Origin of the sequence: Nonomuraea sp. NPDC050536, from assembly GCF_044457685.1 — a bacterium.
GTDB lineage: Bacteria > Actinomycetota > Actinomycetes > Streptosporangiales > Streptosporangiaceae > Nonomuraea.
On sequence record NZ_JBITHD010000002.1, the window covers coordinates 643,050 to 662,456 of the forward strand.

The window sequence follows — 19,407 nt, forward strand, 5'->3', positions numbered from 1 at the left end:
CGAGCCAGGGAGTCGTCCCGCGCTCCAATATGAGCGCACGGCCGAAAGCCCGTCAGGGACGGGCGCGAGTCACAAGACTACCCAGGCCCGCGCGACACGTCAAAGAGACCCGTGTCACTACGGCCGGTGCAGCCGCGGCTCAGGCTTACTGCTCCCGCATAAGGATATCCGCTCTCGGGAGTGTTTCCACGAGATTGCCGAGGAACCGCGGAAGGCGGGTGGCGTGGATGTCCGTCATGGGAAGGGGTGAGGGTGCGGATTGGGGGCGGCGGGGAGCCGGGACAGGCCGGCCGTCCTGCGGTGGTGGTGGCCGAAGGTCATCGGGATCGCGCCGGGGACGAGGACCTTGACGCAGGAGAAGTCGCGCGCCCGGTGTTCCGGCGTGGTCTGGTCGACGACCACGACGTCGGGGAACCTGGCGAGGATCTCGGGCAGGTCCTCGGTGATGTACGGCATGTCGGGCAGCGCCCGGGTCGCGGTGCCCTCGGTGAGGAAGGACAGCCGGTCGAAGGCGGCGTCGGCGCCGTAGAGGGTGGAGTGATCGTGCATGGTCTCCACCAGATCCGGATTTTTCACCATCTGGAGTGCTCTGTCGGCGTCGTCCGGGTAGCGGCGGATCAGGTCGGCCAGCAGCGGGCCGAGCTCGCTGAGCGCCCCCATCACCGCCTTCTCCGGATCCAGGTGCGCCCCGGCCGCGCACACCATCCTCGGCCTGGCCGGGTCGTCGTCCATCCGCACCGCCAGCGCCCACACCGACGCGATCCCGTATTCGGTGGTCGTGTCGTACAGCTCGACCCGGTAGCCGGTCTCCGCGGTGATCGCCGCCGCCTGGACCGGGATCATCCGATCCCGTGCCGTCGACAGGTCGATCCTGGGCGCGGGCCGCCTGCCGTACCAGGTCATCAGGAACGCGTCGCGCTCGACGGTCTCCAGCAGGCCGTACAGGATCGCCTCCGCCTGGCTGCCGCCCAGCGCGCAGCCGTTGGAGATCTCGTAGACGAACGGCTTCTCCCGGCCTCGCACGTGGTAGTACGCCAGGCTCTCCGGCACCAGGATCGGCGCCCGCCGGGCGAAGGAGTATCCCCACACCCACTCGCACGGCACGTCCTCGGCGAAGGGGCGGAAGGCGAACCCCTCCCTGTCATAGGACTCGTGCACGCCCAGCACGCGCGGGTCGAGCGCGTCGGGAGCCAGGTCGCGGTAGGCGGCCCTGACCGTGGTGCGCCTGCCGCCCGGCTCGACGCCTCCCCACCGTTCGAGCGCCTCCAGCATGGCGGTGACCTCGCTGGACCGGTAGCCGCGGGTGCGTCCCACGCCCGGCTCGGTCCCGCCCTCGAATCGCAGCGGCAGCATCGCGCCCGCGATCACCAGGCCCCCGAGCGTGTCCCTGACCAGCGGTCTGATGAGCCCGCACTCCCCGTCCACGTAGGTGTCGAGCAGGGCCTGGTGCTCCTCCAGCACGTTCCGCACCCGGTAGCCGGAGCCCCAGCGCGTCGGCCCGAGCTCGATCGGCTCCGGCGCGTCGTCGGGCAGGTCACCGCAGTCAGGGCAGAGCGGCTCGGGCAGGAAGGCGTGCCGCTCGACGGCGAGCGTCCGCAGGTCCACGTACCAGACGGCGTCCCCGGGGTCGGCGATCAGGTGCCCGGTGAGCGCCGCGATCGTGCGCGCGCCCAGCTCGTCCAGGTACGGCGAGGCCGCCTTGGCCAGCTCCCGCCCGTGCACCGCCAGGATGGCCTCGCGCGCCTCGGTATCCGTCCTGGCCCTGTGCCGCCGGGTCTCGAAGCAGGTCACGCAGCCCGGCCTGCCGGGACGTTCGAGCGGGCCTACGACGGCGGTGCCGTGCTCGACCCTGACCGGCAGCCACGGCCGTCCGGTGCGCCTGGCGCGCTCGTGGTCGGAGTCGTCCCAGCCGTCGGCGGCCACCACCAGCACCGGCTGCTCACCTATCTCCTTGGCCAGCAGGCCGTTCCCCCAAGCCTCAGGCATCAGCGGTTCCCGTGGTGGGCCCCGTGGTGGGCTCTGCGACAACGCGGATGACGTGCGGCATCAGGGCATGCACCTCCGGATCGTGGTCGAGCGTGACTACCGCGGGCCGCCTGCCCGCGCGGGCCAGCGCGGCCACCAGGCGGGACGCCTCCACCCGTGCCGTCCCCAGCGGCGTCTCCCCGCCGACCTGGACCTCCAGGTCGGGCACCGGGACGTCCTGAGGGATGCCCTGGAGCGCGCGCAGGATCCCCTCCAGCACCGCCTCGGCGGCCTCGGCCGGTGTCGTGCCCGCCGCGCAGGTCACCAGGCGTCCGTCCAGGGTTCCCGCCAGGATGGGCACGCCCGTCTCGCCGGAGGCGTCCACGATCCCGTACGGCCGGCCGTACGACTCCAGGAGCGTCAGCGACCGAGAGGGCCCGGGCACGGCGACGGCGGGCAGCGCCCGGTCGAAGCGGGCAAGCCCGGCGCAGAGGGACAGCAGGCCCGCGAGCAGGGCGTCGGGCGTGGAGTAGGCGGCCGCCGCGCCGGGCGGGAGCCTCCGCTGAGGGGTCAGGGCGAAGACGCGGTCGGCGGGCACGAGCACGGTGGAGCCGTCGACGAGGTCACGGCCCCGCACGCGCCCGTCGCTGAGGCGGCGCGGGTCGAGGGCGAGCAGCGCGTGGGCGGTCAGCGCCCGCAGGGCGGCGCGGTAGCGGGAGGTGGCGAAGTCGGGGCCGACGCCGAGCACCTGGATCCGGTCGCCGCCGAGCAGGCCCATCGGATCGGCCACGGTCGCGGCGGAGACGTGCAGGGGAAGCTGGCCGTAGGGGCCCTCGTCGAGGGCGGTGAAGACGCCGGTCCTGTCGTCCATGAGGCTCGCGGCCCGGCGGGAGAACTCCTCCTCGCCCAGCGGCTCGCCCGGCGCGCCCTCGCCGGGCGGTTGGGTGGCCGGGTGCGGCAGGTAGGCGTGGCTGTGGGTGCTCAGCGTGGCCAGGTCGAGCGCGCGCAGCACCCGCGAGCCTCCTGGCGTGCCGGTGAACCCGCGGCCGAGGTCGGCCACGACCTGTCCGGCGATCACGGTGGCGGCGACCTGCGAAACGTGGGGGTCTGCCGGGGGCTCGGGCGGGCGCATGGCCTGCAGCCGCCGCCAGCCGGGGGCGAGCGGTCCCGCGCCCCACCACACCTCGCCCTCGCCGACCAGCACGTGCGTGGCGGGAACACCCGCCGCGTCGAGGCGCTCCGCGGCCCGCAGTCCCGCCTGGTCGGCTGCGGCCACGTGCACGACGACCTCGCCGACGATCGAGCTCGACGGGCCGCGCCAGACGTCGAACCCGAGCCTGCGCATGGCCTCGGCCAGCGCGTCCGTCAGGGCGGCGCAGCGCTCGTCGTCGGCCAGCAGCGCGCCGACGGTGCCCTTTCTGATCCGCAGCGGCGCGGGGGTGGAGGCGTCCTCGACGATCCCCCGCTCGCGCAGCGCCGTGATCAGCCCGGTCACGAAGGCGCGCCGGTCGTCCGGCATCCCCGCGGTCAGCTCGTCCAGGGTGGTGGCGCCGTCGAGGTGGGCGGCCAGCCGGTCCACCCACTGGTGGATCGAGCGCCCGTTCAGCTGCACCACGCCCTCCTCGGTCAGGAAGGCCACCCCCGCAGGTGTGGGGGCGTAGCGGACGTCGTCGGGCAGTCTCGGCTTGAACGTCATGTTTCCACGCTTCCGATCATGAATTCGCCGACCGCGCACTCGCGCAGCGGGTCGCGTCCCGTGGCCTCGGCGAACGCGACCGAGTCGCCGCCGCCCAGCCCGCACGCCGCCAGCCCCATCGCGGTGGCCACCAGGTAGAGCGTCTGATAGAGCACGCCGACGTGTTTGAGCATGAGCGCGTACCCCATGCCCTCGTACTTCCACAGGATCCGTCCGGCCCTGGCGGAGATCGCGAGCAGGACCTGGGGGCGGCGGCCGGTCGCCGCGCCGTGGCCGGCGACGGTCAGCAGCCTGCGCACCGCCGGGTGGCCGGCTTCGCGCACCTGTCTGAGCACGTGGTCGTGGGCGTCGTAGTGGTACATGCCCGGCGCTATCCCCGCGGCGTGCCTGATCACGGGGTAGATCTCCAGCTCGTACACCGAGCCGCCGGAGGGGTAGGGCTTGCTGGTGTACTCCACCCCGTCGGCCGTCCACTGCTCCCTGACCCGGGCCGCGCGGTAGAGCAGCTCTCCCAGCTGCGCCAGGCCGACGGGCCGCTCGTCGTCGCACTCCCTGCGCGAGCGCCGCCCCTCCAGGACGTCGGTGAGTGCCGGATCCTTCAGCTCCGCCAAGTCCGGGCGCGGCAGCTCCACGACGATCCCCTGGTAGGGCTCGGGCCTGGCCGGTTCGGGCTCGAAGCGCCCCTGGGCCCAGAACGTCCCCCCGAAGCCGTCACCGAGGTATCCGCGGAACCCGACGCGGCTGCGGTCGTGGAACTCCAGCTCCTGCGGGCTCCACTGCGCCGACCGCAGCTCTCCCTCCTCACTCCCCTCCGGTACGGCCAGCCCGGCCCAGACCAGGTCGCCCAGGAGCTCGCCACCGGGCTCGACCACGTCAGGCAGGAGGGAGTGATCGTGGATCCACAGGTCGCACCAGGCCAGCGGGGACCGCACGACGACCCCGCCCGCCTCCCTGCGCAGCGCGGCGAACTTCGACAACACCCATCGGCCCGAGATCTCGGGACGCGGGGGCGGCGCCTTGAGCGGGTCAAGCGTGTAGCGGGGCCGGTCGTCCCGGGTGATGGTGATCTTGAGCCAGCCGCCCGCGAGCAGCCGGTCCACCAGTGGGCCGCTCGCGTTCCTCGGCCCTGAGGCCAGCTCGCGCAGCAGACCGAACTCCTCCTCGCCCAGCTCCCCCAGCGACTCGGCGTGCGGCCAGGCGAACAGCCGCGCCCCGCTGTCCAGCCGCGCCAGGTGGACGCCCGCCCGCAGGTGGTACAGCGTCATCGGGCCACCGCCTCCAGCACGTCGTCGGCGGCGCACGCGGCCAGGTAGCAGACCAGGAAGCGCCGGTCGGGCGTCAGGCCCAGCCTGGTCAGGTGCAGGTAGGTGCAGTTGAGTACGAGCCGGTAGGCCGCGAAGCCCGGCGAGTCGCGCAGCTCCAGCCACCCCGCGTCGTCCTCGAGGGCGCGGTGGAACCCGGACACCTCCGTGAGCGCCGACAGCCCGGGGGCGGCCGCGGCCGTGCCGTACTCCAGCGTGATCCTGCCCTGGTCGATGAGCGCGCGGCCGCGCTCGCGCAGCGGCGTCATCAGGTCGACCCACTCGCGGGTGCCCGCCGGCCAGGCTCCGCCGGTGATCGCGGTGACCCTGGCGGTCAGCGCGTCCCTGTTGGCCAGGTACTGGGCCTGCCAGCGGGCGCGGACGTCGCCCTGCCGGGCCAGGTAGGCCTCGGCGTGCGAGCGCAGCGATCTGCGCGAGGCCGCCAGGCCGCTCTCGGAGAGCCGGTGCGCGGTGGCGACCACCAGGTCGAAGGCCAGAGACGGCAGTGGCGCGCCCGCCCTGACCCGCTCGAGCGCGTCGAAGGCGGCGGGGGTGGCGGCGGCGTAGCAGTCCGCGAGGAGGTCGCCGAGGTCGTCTCGCGGCTCGACAGGTTCCTCGGTGACGGTGTTGTCGGGCTGCCAGGGCGTCAGCGGGCCCTGCTCGTCCTCGAGCTCGGCCAGTCGCCGGTGCAGCGGCAGCAGCGCCTCGGAGTCGGCGCCCGCTGACGGATGTTCCTTGATGTAGCGGCGGATCTTCTCGGCGACCGGTCCCGCCGGGCCGTCGACGTACACCCGCAGGTGCGGCCCCCGCACCCAGTGCCTGACGAAGTAGGCCCGCCCGCCCTCGATCGCGGGCCGCACCCCGTCCAGGATCAGCGGGTCCATCGGCCCGCCGTGGTAGTCCACCCGCAGCCGTGTCCAGCTCATGCCCGCACCGCCCGCCGTCCCATGGCGCGCAGCCGCGCCTCCTCGTGCACCCGGATGCCGAGCCGGTTGGCCAGCAGGTGCGCGCACAGGTCGACCGTCCTGGCCACCCGCTCCTGTTCGAACCCGGCCCGCTCCAGCTCCCCCGCCAGCTTCCGCACCGACGCGTGCCACCCGCCGACCACCCCGCCGGACGTCCCCTGCGCGACGACCTTCCTGGCGTGTACGGCCAGCGATGCCAGCCGCTCGTCCGCCGGCGCGACGGGTCCCGGCTCGGGTCCGGTGACCTCCCAGGCGGCCAGCAGCATGGTCAGCCAGGCGGTGTCCCGCCTGCCGTGCGGGAGCCTGGCGGCCAGGAGTTCGAGCGCGATCCTGCTCGACTCGTGGAAGTGCCCTTCGACGGCCTCGAGCGAGGCGCCCGTGCCGTACCTGTCGTGTTCGGGGCGGTAGGGGATGAGCTGAACGGAGTCGTTGGGGAACATCCCGCGGGCGTAGTCGGGCACGCCCTCCCTGGCGGCCAGGGTCTCGGCCAGCCTGGCGTACTCCTCGGGGTCGATGACCGCCTCGGACGGGTGGTCGCGCAGCCAGGACTCGGCCTGTTTGACCACCACCTCGGCGGCCGTGTCGCGCACCCTGATGCGCAGGTGCGGCCCGCCCTCCCAGTACCGCAGGAAGAATCCGGTCTCGCCGAGCAGTGGCCCGGCCAGCTCGACGATCATGTCGTCGAGGGAGCCCTGGGAGAACACGTGGGCGCTGACCCAGCTCATCGGCCCACCTCGACCAGGTACTCGGTCACCCGGTCCGCGACGTCCAACGGGTCCGGCAGCGCCTCCTCGAACAGGGCGAACGCGCATCCGCGCGCCTGCCGTTCGAAGACCTTGACCAGGAACAGGTCGCCCAGGTCCAGGTACAGGGGTTTGCGCGCCTTGTCCTGTCCTGCGCCGGTCTGCTCGGGCCAGGCCCGGACGAACGTCCGCTCAGGGATCCCGTGCTCGCGGAACCATCCGGTCAGCCGCAGCAGGAACGCCGCGTCGCCCTCACCCTTGGCCCGCACCGGCAGGTCGGCGGCCGGTGACAGCCAGCGCCTGCGCTGCACCACCACCCGCCCGGCCTCGACGCGCGGGTAGCGGGTGACCGTGGCGGGCACCCCGTCCATCGTGACCAGCGGGGGCGAGCTTGGGTGCAGCAGGAAGCCGGGGCCGAAGACGCGCTCGATGAAGCGGGCGGCGGGGGGCAGCTGGAACTCGGCCGCCATGCCCAGGTGGAGCGGGACGACCCTGAGGCCGAGCCGGTCCGACCAGAGCGCCGGCAGCCCGCTGGAGGGGTCGATGACGACGTGCAGGTCGCGCAGGGCCAGACGGTTTTCGCTCCGCCCCGAGCCCGGGGAGTGCGGGTAGTCGATCTGGTAGCGGGTGCTCGGTGGGCGGTCGTTGAGCGTGGAGCCGAGCGACCCGGTCAGCTCGGCGTAGACGGCGCCCTCGGGGTCCTCCAGCAGGGGCGGCGCCGCGGCCACGCCGGCCGCGCGCTCGATCAGGTGGTCGAGCCTGCGCAGCGCGCGCCCGTGCCCGCCGTGGATCACGTTGAGCACCAGGTCGTCGTCGGCGACCTGGACGTAGCAGGCCGACGAGCGCGGGGTGGCGATCCAGGCAGGCCGCTCGGCCAGCTGGGCCTCAAGTGCCTCGATCGGGACGCGGCAGGTGCCGGTGGCGTCCTCGGCCGACAGCGCCAGGGCCCTGGCCTCCGCTCTGAACCTGTCGAGCTCGCGTACCAGGGGCAGCGACGACCCGGCCAGCGGCTGGGTCCACGTCGCCGCCAGGAACGCGCTCAGTTCGGGGTCGCCTGCGGCCACGGCCTCCTGCACGTGGCGGTGGAGGGTGAGGAACGGGACCTTGGGCGCCGTGCCGTACCTCTTGTGGAGCAGGTCCGCGACGGCCAGCCGCATCGGGGACTTGGCGTCGAAGACGGCCAGCCAGCGGCGCACGACGTCCAGGTCGTGCAGGCGCTCATGCCACACGTCCCGGCTCAGGGTGGCCATCGGGGCGGCGGAGACGGCGACCTCGTGGAGTTCGCCGGGGATCCCGGCCAGGAGCGCGCGGAACCGTGCCGGATCAGTGGCGCGCTGCGCGCCGGCCAGGTGGGCGTGCCTGGGCTCGTCTGGATGCGGCTCGAGCAGGCCCGCGCGGAGCAGGGCGCCGGCGAAGCGGGCGACCGAGGCGTGGTCGGCGCCGAGCGCGGCGGCCAGGTCGTCGAGCGAGGTCCATTCGGCGCCCTCGACCGCGCGCAGGCACGCGCGGACCGCGTCGGTGAGCCCGAGGCCGACCAGCGGCTCGCCGGGCGGCGGGCCGACGAACTCGACGCGATCGCCGATGACGGTGGCCGACGGGTTCAGCCTGACCAGCGCAGGCAGCGTCTCGGGCCGCGGGTGTCCGGCGGGTTCCAGTACCGGCATCAGCTCGGTGTCGCGCACGGACTCGCTGTCGCCCCAGACCGCCGGTCCCGTGCCGGTGAACATGCTGTAGGGGCTGGTCTTGGCGGCGGCCCGCGCGACGTACTTGGCCAGCCGGATCAGCTTCTGCGGCTTGGGCCTGCGCGCGGGGTCGGCGATCCACCGATCCAGCTCTGCCGCCAGCTCGGGCCCAGCCAGCGCCAGCCCTCTGCGGAAGCCGGGATCGGCCGCGATTGCGCGCAGCTCGCCCTCCTTGGCCGCGCTCTCCCGCTCCACCAGGTCGGGCAGCCGCGCCAGTTCGTGCCCGTGCGCGGCCATCGTCCGCGTCCATACCTCGATCCGGTCCGCGATCCCCTCCGGCAGTGCGGCGCTGACCGCGGCGTTCCACTCCTTGGGGGTACGGCCGGCGTGCAGCGCCCTGCGTAACCCGATCACCACCGGCCGCAGCGCGGACCCGTCCAGCTCGCCCACGACACCGGTCAGCTCCTCGGCCAGGCGCTCACCCTCGACCGCCAGCCGACCGGCCTCCGCGAGCAGCCGCAGCACCAGGGCATGGGACTCCTCCCAGCGCAGCGACCGCAGGGCGGCGGCCGGCAGACCGCAGCGCCTGACCGCGACCTCGGGCGCGGCGGTGAGCTGCTCGATGACCGTCATGGATCTCCTCGCGTCGGTACCGCGCGGGCGCCGCCGAGGCGGCGCCCGCGCTCATGGATCAGGCGCTGCAGGAGCAGCAGATGTAGCAGAAGCAGTTACAGGAGGCGCCGACCTCCGTCATGCCGTGACCGGCGGTCAGGGACTCGACCGCGGTGCCGGCCTCCGGGAGTTCGAACACGTCCATGGGCAGGTCGTTGAGGTCCATACGGACACTCCTTCCGGGGTTAATGGCTGGTTGACCATTTCAGCACAATGGCGCGCAACTGCCATCGCAGACATAAACGCACCCTTGCGACATGGCCGACGCTAGGTGTAAATATGGAAACCGGTCAAGATTCGGAAACTCGCTGACTAAATTTGAAATTTAGTCAGCCAGGAGGGGAGGCCCGAATATTCCAAGTGTCAACAAAACTGGATATGGGGGGAATGGCCAGCCCACGTGGGGTGACAGGCCGAGCCGAGCCCTCGTGTCACGCGGAACGGACGTTGACAAGCACCAGCTCTCACGGGGAAGGAGCTCGCCGGCCATGAGCCCTGTCTCGACACGGGGACCCGCTCGCACCAGCGATGACCGGGTCAGGCGCACCATGGATGTGACGCGGAGCCTGCTGCTGCGCTCCGGATACAAGCGCACCACCATGGACGAGATCGCCCGCCGCGCCGACGTCGGCAAGGGAACGATCTATCTCAGCTGGGACACCAAAGACGACCTGATCAGAACACTTGTCACGCACGAAATCGTATCGGTTTGCGAAGAGATCGGGCGCCTGGTTCGGCTGCGCCCCGCCGTCAGCCGCGTGTCGGAATTCTGCGGGGAGATCTTCACTCTGGTCTTCAAATATCCGCTCTTCCGTGCCCTTTACACCTATGACAAGGAAACGATCGGCCGGGTCTGTGAAGATCCGACACTCGAATTCCACCCCTACAGAATCACCGGCTTTTCGCCATTCAATGAATATCTCCGCATGCTGTCCGAGCACGAGCTCTGGGATCACCGCAGCGACTTCTCGCTCGACGCCGTGATGTCCGGATTCGTGAAGTCCCATCTGCACGCGGAGATCGTCGACCCCCGCCCGTGCCTGGACGCGCGCGCCGCCGACCTGGCGCACGTCATCAGGAGTTCCATGGAGCCGGACGCGTGGCCGGCCGAATCCCACGCCGACCGCACCGCCGCGATCTTCACGCAAGCCGCCGAGAAATACCGGGCAAAACTCATTCCGACTCTGCCTGCGAGGAACCCATGACGAACGACGGCCCCACCATGACGATGCCCGCGGACGCGCGCCCGCGAATCAGGGACGGCGGCGGAGAACTCCTGCAGTGGCTCGGCAAGATGCGGAACGAACAGCCCGTCTGGCGGGATTCCTATGGGATCTTCCACGTTTTTCGGCATGCCGACGTACAGCGCGTTATGTCCGACTACGCCACATTTTCTTCGGACATCAACAGGTTGCGTCCGGGCGGGGATCCCTTCAGCGCCGGGAGCCTGATGCTCACCGACCCGCCGGAGCACCGCAAACTACGCAAGCTCATCAGCCAGGCCTTCACCCCCAAGATGTCCTCGGACATGGTCCCCCGCATCCGCGAGCTGACCCTCCAGCTGCTCGACGAGATCGACGGGGACGAGTTCGACCTCGTCGAGAAGCTCGCCCACCCGCTGCCCGTCATGGTGATCGCCGAGCTGCTCGGCATCCCCATCCACGACCGCGAGCTGTTCCGTGGCTGGGCCGACAGGCTCGTCGCCCTGCACGTCGACGACCCCACCGACATCGAGATCGGGCGGATGGTCGGCCACGCCATGCGCGAGATGGGCGAGTACGTCATGACCCACGTGCGCGAGCGCCGCGTCACCCCGCGCGATGACCTGGTCAGCCAGCTCATCGCGGCAGAGGTCGACGGCGACAGGCTCACCGACGCCGAGATCGTCAACTCGGCGTGCCTGCTGCTGCTCGCCGGGCAGATCACCAGCACGATGGCGCTGGGGAACGCGTTCCTGTGCTTCAGGGACGCGCCCGGCGTGGAGCAGGCCGTACGCCAGGATCCCGAGCTGCTCGGGCCGGCCTTCGAGGAGGTGCTCAGGCTGCGGCCGCCGCTGACGCAGGCGGCCAGGCTGCCGACGGCCGACGTGGAGGTCGCCGGGGTCACGCTGCCCGCGGGGTCCATGGTGATCAACTGGCTGCTGTCGGCCAACTACGACGAGCGCCAGTTCCCCGACCCCTTCACCCTGGATCTGACCAGGCAGCCCAACCGGCAGTACGCCTTCGGCCACGGCATCCACTTCTGCCTCGGGGCGCCGCTGGCCAGGGTGGAGGGCAAGGTCGCGCTCGAGCTGATCTTCGAAAGGTTCGCCGAGGTCACCGTGGACCCCAGCGCGAAGCTGGAGTTCTACGAGGACCCCATGTTCGGCGTCAAGAGCCTGCCGGTGCGTGTCCGGTGATCCCTTCGCGTGCTGACGGTGGGCGGGCGCTGTTCGGCTGGCTCCGCGAGATGCGGGACTCCCAACCGGTCTGGGTGGACTCCTTTGGGATGTACCACGTCTTCCGATATGACGACGTGCGCGCGGTGCTGGGCGACCACCAGCGGTTCTCCTCCGACAGGACCCGGCTGATGCCGGAGGCCGACGGGTTCGGCAAGGGCGGCATCACCATGATCGACCCGCCCGAGCATCGGCGTCAGCGCAAGCTGATCACCGCCGCGTTCACACCGCAGTCGATCGCGGCGCTGGAGCCGCGCGTCGGGCAGATCGCCGACGAGCTGCTCGACGCCCTGCCCGGCCCGGACTTCGACCTGGTGGCCGAGCTGGCCTACCCGCTGCCCGTCATCGTGATCGCCGAACTGCTCGGCGTGCCCGCCTCCGACCGCGACCTGTTCCGCGCCTGGTCCGACCGGCTGATGTCGCTGCAGGTGGCCGACTACGCCGATCCCGGGCTGGCGCGCACGGTCGCCGAGGCCATGGCCGAGATGAACGACTACCTGCGCGAGCACTGCGCGCGGCGCCGCCGGGACCCGCGCGATGACCTGCTCACCCGCCTGGTCCAGGCCGAGGTCGACGGCGAGCGGCTGGACCCCGAACAGGTGGTCAACACCGCGAGCCTGATCCTGCTCGCCGGGCATGTCACCAGCACGGTGATGATCGGCAACACCGTGCTGTGCCTGGCCGGCGAGCCCGAGGCCGAGCGCAAGGTCAGGGCCGACCCGACGCTGATCCCGCAGGCGCTGGAGGAGAGCATGCGCCTGCGCTCGCCGTTCATGCAGGCAGGCCGCGTCACCACGACCGAGGTCGAGGTGGCCGGGACCACGATCCCGGCCAACAGGTTCGTCATGGCCTGGCTGCTGTCGGCCAACCACGACGAACGCCACTTCGACGACCCCGAACGCTTCGACCTGGGACGCGGGCTGACCGGCCAGCTGGCCTTCGGCCACGGCGTGCACTACTGCCTGGGGGCGCAGCTCGGCCGCCTGGAGGGCCGCATCGCCCTCGAACGCCTGCTGGGCCGCTTCAGCAGTGTGCGGCCGGGCGTCCCGGTCTTCTACGAGAGCCAGATCTTCGGCGTCAGAACGATGACCGTGAGAGGTGCGGCATGACCCAGCCCCTGCTCATCTACGCCAACATCCCCTTCTGCAACTCCAAGTGCCACTTCTGCGACTGGGTCGTCCAGGTCCCCGTCCGTGACCTGCGCCTGGGCGAGCAGTCACCCGCCCGCCAGTCCTACCTGGAGGCGATCAAGACCCAGATCCGCGTCCAGTCGCCGACGCTGCGCGAGCTCTACCACCCCGACATCGTCTACTGGGGCGGCGGTACGGCCAGCATCCTGTCGACCGGCGAGATCGAGTCGCTGTACGGCGCGCTGGCTGACCAGTTCGCGCTGGCTGACCAGTTCGACCTGAGCACGGTCAGGGAGGCCACGATCGAGGGCAGCCCGGAGTCGCTCACCCCGGACAAGCTCCGGGTGCTGCGCGGGGTCGGCTTCAACCGGATCAGCATCGGCGTGCAGTCCTTCGACGACGCCCGGCTGCGCCGCATCGGCCGCGCGCACGGAGCCTCCCAGGCGATCCAGGCCGTGCGCGACGCCCACGAGGCGGGCTTCGGCAACATCAACATCGACCTGATCGTCGGCTTCCCCGGCCAGAGCTCCACTGAGGTGGCCGAGTCGGTCCGCACGGCGCTCAGCCTGCCGGTCAACCACTTCTCCATCTACCCCTACCGGGCCAGCCCCGGCACGATCCTCCGCAAGCAGGTGCACCGGGGCGGGCAGCTCGATCTCAACATGCAGCTGTCGGCCTACGAGCTGACCAGAGAGCTGCTGACCGGCGCCGGGTTCCCCGAGTACGCCATGTCGTACTTCGGCGCCCCGCGCTGCCAATCCGACGAGGCCTACTACCAGCTGCGCATGGACTGGATCGGGTTCGGCTCCGGCGCCAACTCGCTGATCGGCCGCCGCTACCTCACCTACGACAAGGGCAAGCTGGCCCGCTACAACGCCAACCCGCTGGCCTTCGACGTCAACGCGCCCGCCGACTCGCCACAGCTCACCCTGCACTTCCTGTCGCAGGCGCTGACAACCGTGGAGGGCATGGACGCCCGCCTGTTCCAGCAGCGCACGGGCACCCCGCTGCGCACGGCCTGCGAGCAGCCGGAGGTCATGTCCTACCTGCTGAAGATGAACGACCACGGCCGCGTCATCGTCGACCGCGACGGCATCCGCATCCACCCCGACGACATAGCCCGCGTCTTCATCGCCCTCAACTGGATCGACACCCCCGACACAGACGACCGCGAAGTAATCCAACTAACCACCCGCCCCTGACGCATGGCGCCCCCGGCCCCGGCGTCCACCAGGCGCCGGGGCGGCGGGACGTCCATCTGGCATAACGGCGCCCCCAGGACCGGCACCCACCAGGCGCCGGGTCGGCGGGGAGTGGGGCGGCGAAGTCGGCGCCCTGTGCGGTGGGAGGGCCGGGGCCGTGGGACGTCGGTCTGGGGTGGCGTAGTGGCGCGCGACCCCGTATCACCGGAGGAGCGTCTCCCTGGACGGGGGCCGGCCGGAGTGCGGCGGGTGGCGGAGGCGGCGGCTTGCCGTACCGCCGCCAGAGGAGAACAAGCCTTACCGCTCAGCGAGGAGAGCAAGGGATATCGCAGGGGTAGACGCGAAGACGCCCAGTCCCCGGAGGGGCTGGGCGTCTTACGTGTGATGGCGGATCAGCGGTTGTACTGGCCGAAGTCGTACTCCTCCAGCGGGACCGCCTCGCCGGAGCCGGTGCCGAAGGTGTAGTCGGCCGCGGAGCCGTCGTAGCCGCCGACCGTGTACATCGCGGCCTTGGCCTCCTCGGTGGGCTCGACCCGGATGTTGCGGTACTGGGGCATGCCCGTGCCGGCCGGGATGAGCTTACCGATGATGACGTTCTCCTTCAGGCCCAGGAGCGAGTCGGACTTGGCGTGGATCGCCGCGTCCGTCAGGACCCTGGTGGTCTCCTGGAAGGAGGCCGCCGACAGCCACGACTCGGTGGCCAGCGACGCCTTGGTGATGCCCATGAGGACCGGACGGCCAGCGGCGGGCGAGCCACCCTCGGCCACGGTCTCGCGGTTCATCAGCTCGAAGCGCGGACGCTCGACCAGCTCGCCGGGGAGCAGGTCGGTGTCGCCGGACTCGAGCACGTTCACCCGCTTGAGCATCTGGCGAACGATGATCTCGATGTGCTTGTCGTGGATCGACACACCCTGCGAGCGGTACACCTGCTGGACCTCGGCCACCAGGTGCAGCTGCACGGCCCGGGGGCCGAGAATGCGCAGCACCTCGTTGGGGTTGACCGCACCGGCGATCAGCTGCTGGCCGACCGCCACGTGCTGACCCTCGGAGATCAGCAGCCGCGAGCGCATCGAGACCGGGTAGGCGATCTCCTCGGAGCCGTCGTCCGGCGTGATGACGAGCTTCCTGGCCTTGTCGGTCTCGTCGATGCGGATGCGGCCCTCGGCCTCGGAGATCGGGGCGACACCCTTGGGGATGCGCGCCTCGAAGAGCTCCTGGACACGGGGCAGACCGTGGGTGATGTCGGCGCCCGCCACACCACCGGTGTGGAAGGTCCGCATCGTCAGCTGGGTGCCGGGCTCACCGATCGACTGGGCGGCGATGATGCCGACCGCCTCGCCGACGTCCACGAGCTTGCCGGTGGCCAGCGAACGGCCGTAGCAGGTCGCACAGACACCGATCTTGGCCTCGCAGACGAGCGCGCTGCGGGTGCGGACGGTCTCGATGCCGGCCTCGACCAGCGCGGTGACGTGGTTGTCGTTGATGTCGACACCAGCCGCCGCGATGACCTTGCCGTCGACCTCGACGTCCTCGGCCAGGATGCGGCCGTGCACGTTGGACTCGGCGTTCTCGGCCTTGACCAGGTTGCCGGAGCCGTCGCGCTCGCCGACGTGCAGCGGGACCGCACGGTCGGTGCCGCAGTCGATCTCGCGCACGATGACGTCCTGTGCCACGTCCACCAGACGACGGGTCAGGTAACCCGAGTCGGCGGTGCGCAGCGCGGTGTCGGCGAGACCCTTCCGCTGGCCGTGGGTGGAGATGAAGTACTCCAGCACCGACAGGCCCTCACGGAAGGAGGCCTTGATCGGACGCGGGATCGTCTCACCCTTGGTGTTGGACACCAGGCCACGGATACCGGCGATCTGCCGGACCTGCATCTTGTTACCGCGGGCGCCGGAGTTGACCATCATCCAGACCGGGTTCGTCGCCGGGAACGCGTTGACCATGTCGGTCTCGACGTCCGCGGTGGCGTGGGTCCAGATCTCGATGAGCTCCTGGCGGCGCTCCTCGTCGGTGATCAGACCGCGCTCATACTCGCGCTGGACCTTGTCGGCCCGGCGCTCGTAGTTCTCCATGATGTCGGCCTTGTTGGGCGGCGCGACGACGTCATCGATCGAGATCGTGACGCCGGAGCGGGTCGCCCAGCGGAAGCCGGCGTCCTTGAGCGCGTCGAGCGAGGCGGCGACCTCCACCTTGGGGTAGGTCTCGGCCAGCTCGTTGACGATCGTGGACAGCTGCTTCTTGCCGACCTGGAAGTTAACGAACGGGTAGCTCTCCGGCAGGGTCTGGTTGAACAGGCACCGGCCGAAGGTGGTCTCCATCCGGATCGGGTCGCCCTGCTCCCAGCCCTCCGGCGCGACCCACTCGCGCGGCGGCAGGACGTCGGTGAGCCTGATCTGGATCTTGGCCTGGATCTCCAGCTCGCGACGGTCGAAGGCCATCTGGGCCTCGGCGATGGAGCCGAAGACCCGGCCCTCGCCGACCGCGCCGTCCTTCTGCGTGGTCAGCCAGTACAGGCCGATGACCATGTCCTGGGTGGGCATCGTCACGGGCTTGCCGTCGGCCGGCTTGAGGATGTTGTTGGTCGAGAGCATCAGGATGCGAGCCTCGGCCTGGGCCTCGGCCGACAGCGGCAGGTGCACGGCCATCTGGTCACCGTCGAAGTCCGCGTTGAACGCGGTGCAGACGAGCGGGTGGATCTGGATGGCCTTGCCCTCGACCAGCTGCGGCTCGAAGGCCTGGATGCCCAGGCGGTGCAGCGTCGGTGCGCGGTTGAGCAGCACCGGGTGCTCGGTGATGACCTCTTCCAGCACGTCCCACACGACCGGGCGGGCACGCTCGACCATCCGCTTGGCCGACTTGATGTTCTGCGCGTGGTTGAGGTCCACGAGCCTCTTCATCACGAACGGCTTGAACAGCTCCAGCGCCATCTGCTTGGGCAGACCGCACTGGTGCAGCTTCAGCTGCGGGCCGACGACGATGACCGAACGGCCGGAGTAGTCGACTCGCTTGCCCAGCAGGTTCTGACGGAAGCGACCCTGCTTACCCTTCAGCATGTCGCTGAGGGACTTCAGCGGCCTGTTGCCGGGACCGGTGACCGGGCGACCGCGACGGCCGTTGTCGAACAGCGCGTCCACGGCCTCCTGGAGCATCCGCTTCTCGTTGTTCACGATGATCTCGGGCGCGCCGAGGTCGAGAAGCCTCTTGAGGCGGTTGTTCCGGTTGATGACCCGGCGGTACAGGTCGTTCAGGTCGGAGGTCGCGAACCGGCCACCGTCGAGCTGCACCATGGGGCGCAGGTCCGGCGGGATGACCGGGATGCAGTCGAGCACCATGCCGCGCGGCGAGTTCGTCGTGTTGAGGAACGCCGAGACGACCTTGAGCCGCTTGAGCGCGCGAGCCTTCTTCTGACCCTTACCGCTGCGGATGGTCTCGCGCAGGTTCTCGGCCTCGGCGTCGAGGTCGAAGCTGATCAGGCGGTCCTGGATCGCCTGCGCGCCCATGCCGCCCTTGAAGTAGCGGCCGAAGCGGTCACGCATCTCGCGGTAGAGCAGCTCGTCGCCCTCGAGGTCCTGGACCTTGAGGTTCTTGAAGCGGCTCCAGACCTCCTCGAGCCGGTCCAGCTCACGCTGGGTCCGGTCGCGGAGCTGGCGCATCTCGCGCTCGGCACCCTCACGCACCTTGCGGCGCTGGTCGCCCTTGGCGCCGGCGGCCTCGAGCTCGGCCAGGTCGGCCTCGAGCTTCTTCTGGCGCGTCTCGATGTCGGCGTCACGGCGCTGCTCGATGTGCTGCCGCTCGACGGAGATCTTCGCCTCCAGCGAGGGCAGGTCACGGTCACGCATCTCGGTGTCGACATGCGTGATCATGTAGGCCGCGAAGTAGATGACCTTCTCCAGGTCCTTCGGGGCCAGGTCGAGCAGGTACCCCAGGCGTGAGGGCACGCCCTTGAAGTACCAGATGTGGGTGACGGGCGCGGCCAGCTCGATGTGGCCCATCCGCTCACGCCGCACCTTGGCGCGAGTCACCTCGACGCCACAGCGCTCACAGATGATGCCCTTGAAGCGGACACGCTTGTACTTACCGCAGTAGCACTCCCAGTCGCGGGTCGGGCCGAAGATCTTCTCGCAGAAGAGTCCGTCCTTTTCCGGCTTGAGAGTCCGGTAGTTGATGGTCTCTGGCTTCTTGACCTCGCCGTGCGACCACTGGCGGATATCGTCGGCAGTCGCGAGGCCGATCCGAAGCTCGTCGAAGAAGTTGACGTCGAGCACTATTTATCCCCTCAGCTTCCAGATCAGACTTCGTCGACGCTCATAGCGCCCTCGTTGGGACGCCGCGAGAGATCGATGCCGAGTTCCTCTGCCGCGCGGAAGACGTCCTCGTCGGTGTCGCGCATCTCGATGGACATGCCGTCGCTGGACAGCACCTCGACGTTCAGGCACAGCGACTGCATTTCCTTGATGAGGACCTTGAACGACTCGGGAATGCCCGGCTCGGGGATGTTCTCGCCCTTGACGATGGCCTCGTACACCTTCACGCGGCCGAGCACGTCGTCGGACTTGATCGTGAGCAGCTCCTGCAGGGCGTAGGCGGCGCCGTAGGCCTCCAGCGCCCACACCTCCATCTCGCCGAACCGCTGGCCACCGAACTGCGCCTTACCACCCAGCGGCTGCTGGGTGATCATCGAGTACGGGCCGGTCGAGCGAGCGTGGATCTTGTCGTCGACCAGGTGCAGCAGCTTCAGGATGTAGATGTAGCCGACCGAGATCGGGTACGGGAACGGCTCGCCGGAACGCCCGTCGAACAGCCGCGCCTTGCCGCTCTGCTGGACCATGCGGTCCCCGTCGCGGTTGGCGACCGTGTTGCCGAGCAGGCCGACGATCTCCTCCTCGTGCGCACCGTCGAAGACCGGGGTGGCCATGTTGGTACGCGGCTCGACCCTGTCGAAGCCCTTGTCGCGCAGCCGCTCGGCCCAGGCCTCCTGGATGCCGGAGATGTCCCAGCCGCGCGCGGCGATCCATCCCAGGTGGGTCTCCAGCACCTGACCGACGTTCATCCGGCCGGGCACGCCCAGCGGGTTGAGGATGATGTCGACCGGGGTGCCGTCCTCCAGGAACGGCATGTCCTCGACCGGCAGGATCTTGGAGATGACGCCCTTGTTGCCGTGCCGGCCGGCCAGCTTGTCACCATCGGTGATCTTCCGCTTCTGCGCCACGTACACGCGCACCAGCTCGTTGACGCCCGGGGGAAGCTCGTCGCCCTCCTCGCGGGAGAACACGCGCACCCCGATGACCTTGCCGGACTCGCCGTGCGGCACCTTCAGCGAGGTGTCGCGGACCTCGCGGGCCTTCTCACCGAAGATCGCGCGCAGCAGCCGCTCCTCCGGCGTCAGCTCGGTCTCACCCTTCGGGGTGACCTTGCCGACCAGGATGTCGCCGGGCACGACCTCGGCGCCGATGCGGATGATGCCGCGCTCGTCGAGGTCGGCCAGGACTTCCTCGGAGACGTTCGGGATGTCGCGAGTGATCTCCTCCGGGCCCAGCTTGGTGTCGCGGGCGTCGACCTCGTGCTCCTCGATGTGGATCGAGGACAGGACGTCGTCCTGGACAAGCCGCTG

General features: G+C 70.3%; 12 protein-coding genes and 1 pseudogene. 4 read left to right on the top strand and 9 right to left on the bottom strand.

The window, feature by feature from the left end; translation table 11 throughout:
- Window positions 1-234: 234 nt before the first annotated feature.
- From ACIBHX_RS10030 to ACIBHX_RS10060, 7 genes are read right to left on the bottom strand one after another with little or no spacing between them, the layout of a single operon-like run.
- Window positions 235-1,986: a TOMM precursor leader peptide-binding protein gene (locus ACIBHX_RS10030; RefSeq protein WP_397066022.1), complete on the bottom strand. Its 1,752-nt coding sequence runs from the start codon at window positions 1,984-1,986 to the stop codon at window positions 235-237.
- A complete protein-coding gene (locus ACIBHX_RS10035) occupies window positions 1,979-3,661 on the bottom strand; it encodes a hypothetical protein (RefSeq protein ID WP_397066024.1) in 1,683 nt (560 codons plus the stop codon). The genes ACIBHX_RS10030 and ACIBHX_RS10035 overlap by 8 nt, the downstream gene beginning before the upstream one ends.
- Window positions 3,658-4,926 carry a SagB family peptide dehydrogenase gene (locus ACIBHX_RS10040; RefSeq protein ID WP_397066026.1) on the bottom strand — a complete coding sequence of 423 codons (1,269 nt, stop codon included), beginning with the start codon at window positions 4,924-4,926 and terminating at the stop codon, window positions 3,658-3,660. Before ACIBHX_RS10040 ends, ACIBHX_RS10035 begins: the two co-directional genes overlap by 4 nt.
- Window positions 4,923-5,888 (bottom strand): lantibiotic dehydratase C-terminal domain-containing protein, encoded by a 966-nt coding sequence (locus ACIBHX_RS10045; protein WP_397066028.1) that lies wholly within the window; start codon window positions 5,886-5,888, stop codon window positions 4,923-4,925. The genes ACIBHX_RS10040 and ACIBHX_RS10045 overlap by 4 nt, the downstream gene beginning before the upstream one ends.
- Complete coding sequence (locus ACIBHX_RS10050) at window positions 5,885-6,652, bottom strand: lantibiotic dehydratase C-terminal domain-containing protein (protein ID WP_397066029.1); 768 nt, start codon at window positions 6,650-6,652, stop codon at window positions 5,885-5,887. The genes ACIBHX_RS10045 and ACIBHX_RS10050 overlap by 4 nt, the downstream gene beginning before the upstream one ends.
- A complete protein-coding gene (locus ACIBHX_RS10055; RefSeq protein ID WP_397066031.1) occupies window positions 6,649-8,985 on the bottom strand; it encodes a lantibiotic dehydratase in 2,337 nt (778 codons plus the stop codon). Before ACIBHX_RS10055 ends, ACIBHX_RS10050 begins: the two co-directional genes overlap by 4 nt.
- Window positions 8,986-9,043: 58 nt before the next feature.
- Window positions 9,044-9,190, bottom strand: coding sequence for a thiomuracin/GE37468 family thiazolyl RiPP peptide (locus ACIBHX_RS10060; RefSeq protein ID WP_214326881.1), 147 nt, complete (start codon window positions 9,188-9,190; stop codon window positions 9,044-9,046).
- 322 nt (window positions 9,191-9,512) lie between these two features.
- Between ACIBHX_RS10060 and ACIBHX_RS10065 the strand changes: the two genes are divergently transcribed.
- From ACIBHX_RS10065 to ACIBHX_RS10080, 4 genes are read left to right on the top strand one after another with little or no spacing between them, the layout of a single operon-like run.
- Window positions 9,513-10,229 carry a TetR/AcrR family transcriptional regulator gene (locus ACIBHX_RS10065; protein WP_397066033.1) on the top strand — a complete coding sequence of 239 codons (717 nt, stop codon included), beginning with the start codon at window positions 9,513-9,515 and terminating at the stop codon, window positions 10,227-10,229.
- The gene (locus ACIBHX_RS10070; RefSeq protein WP_397066035.1) at window positions 10,226-11,422 is read left to right on the top strand and encodes a cytochrome P450; all 1,197 of its coding nucleotides are present in this window, start codon (window positions 10,226-10,228) and stop codon (window positions 11,420-11,422) included. The genes ACIBHX_RS10065 and ACIBHX_RS10070 overlap by 4 nt, the downstream gene beginning before the upstream one ends.
- Window positions 11,419-12,570, top strand: a complete 1,152-nt coding sequence (locus tag ACIBHX_RS10075) for a cytochrome P450 (RefSeq protein ID WP_397066036.1) — start codon at window positions 11,419-11,421, stop codon at window positions 12,568-12,570. Before ACIBHX_RS10070 ends, ACIBHX_RS10075 begins: the two co-directional genes overlap by 4 nt.
- Complete coding sequence (locus tag ACIBHX_RS10080) at window positions 12,567-13,793, top strand: coproporphyrinogen-III oxidase family protein (protein WP_397066038.1); 1,227 nt, start codon at window positions 12,567-12,569, stop codon at window positions 13,791-13,793. Before ACIBHX_RS10075 ends, ACIBHX_RS10080 begins: the two co-directional genes overlap by 4 nt.
- A 392-nt stretch (window positions 13,794-14,185) precedes the next feature.
- Here the strand turns inward: ACIBHX_RS10080 and ACIBHX_RS10085 are convergent, their stop codons facing one another.
- Together ACIBHX_RS10085 and ACIBHX_RS10090 are read right to left on the bottom strand one after the other, a co-directional pair.
- Window positions 14,186-18,061 carry a DNA-directed RNA polymerase subunit beta' gene (locus ACIBHX_RS10085; protein ID WP_397066040.1) on the bottom strand — a complete coding sequence of 1,292 codons (3,876 nt, stop codon included), beginning with the start codon at window positions 18,059-18,061 and terminating at the stop codon, window positions 14,186-14,188.
- A gap of 23 nt (window positions 18,062-18,084) precedes the next feature.
- Window positions 18,085-19,407 (bottom strand): annotated as a pseudogene (locus tag ACIBHX_RS10090) (DNA-directed RNA polymerase subunit beta); the annotation flags it as partial.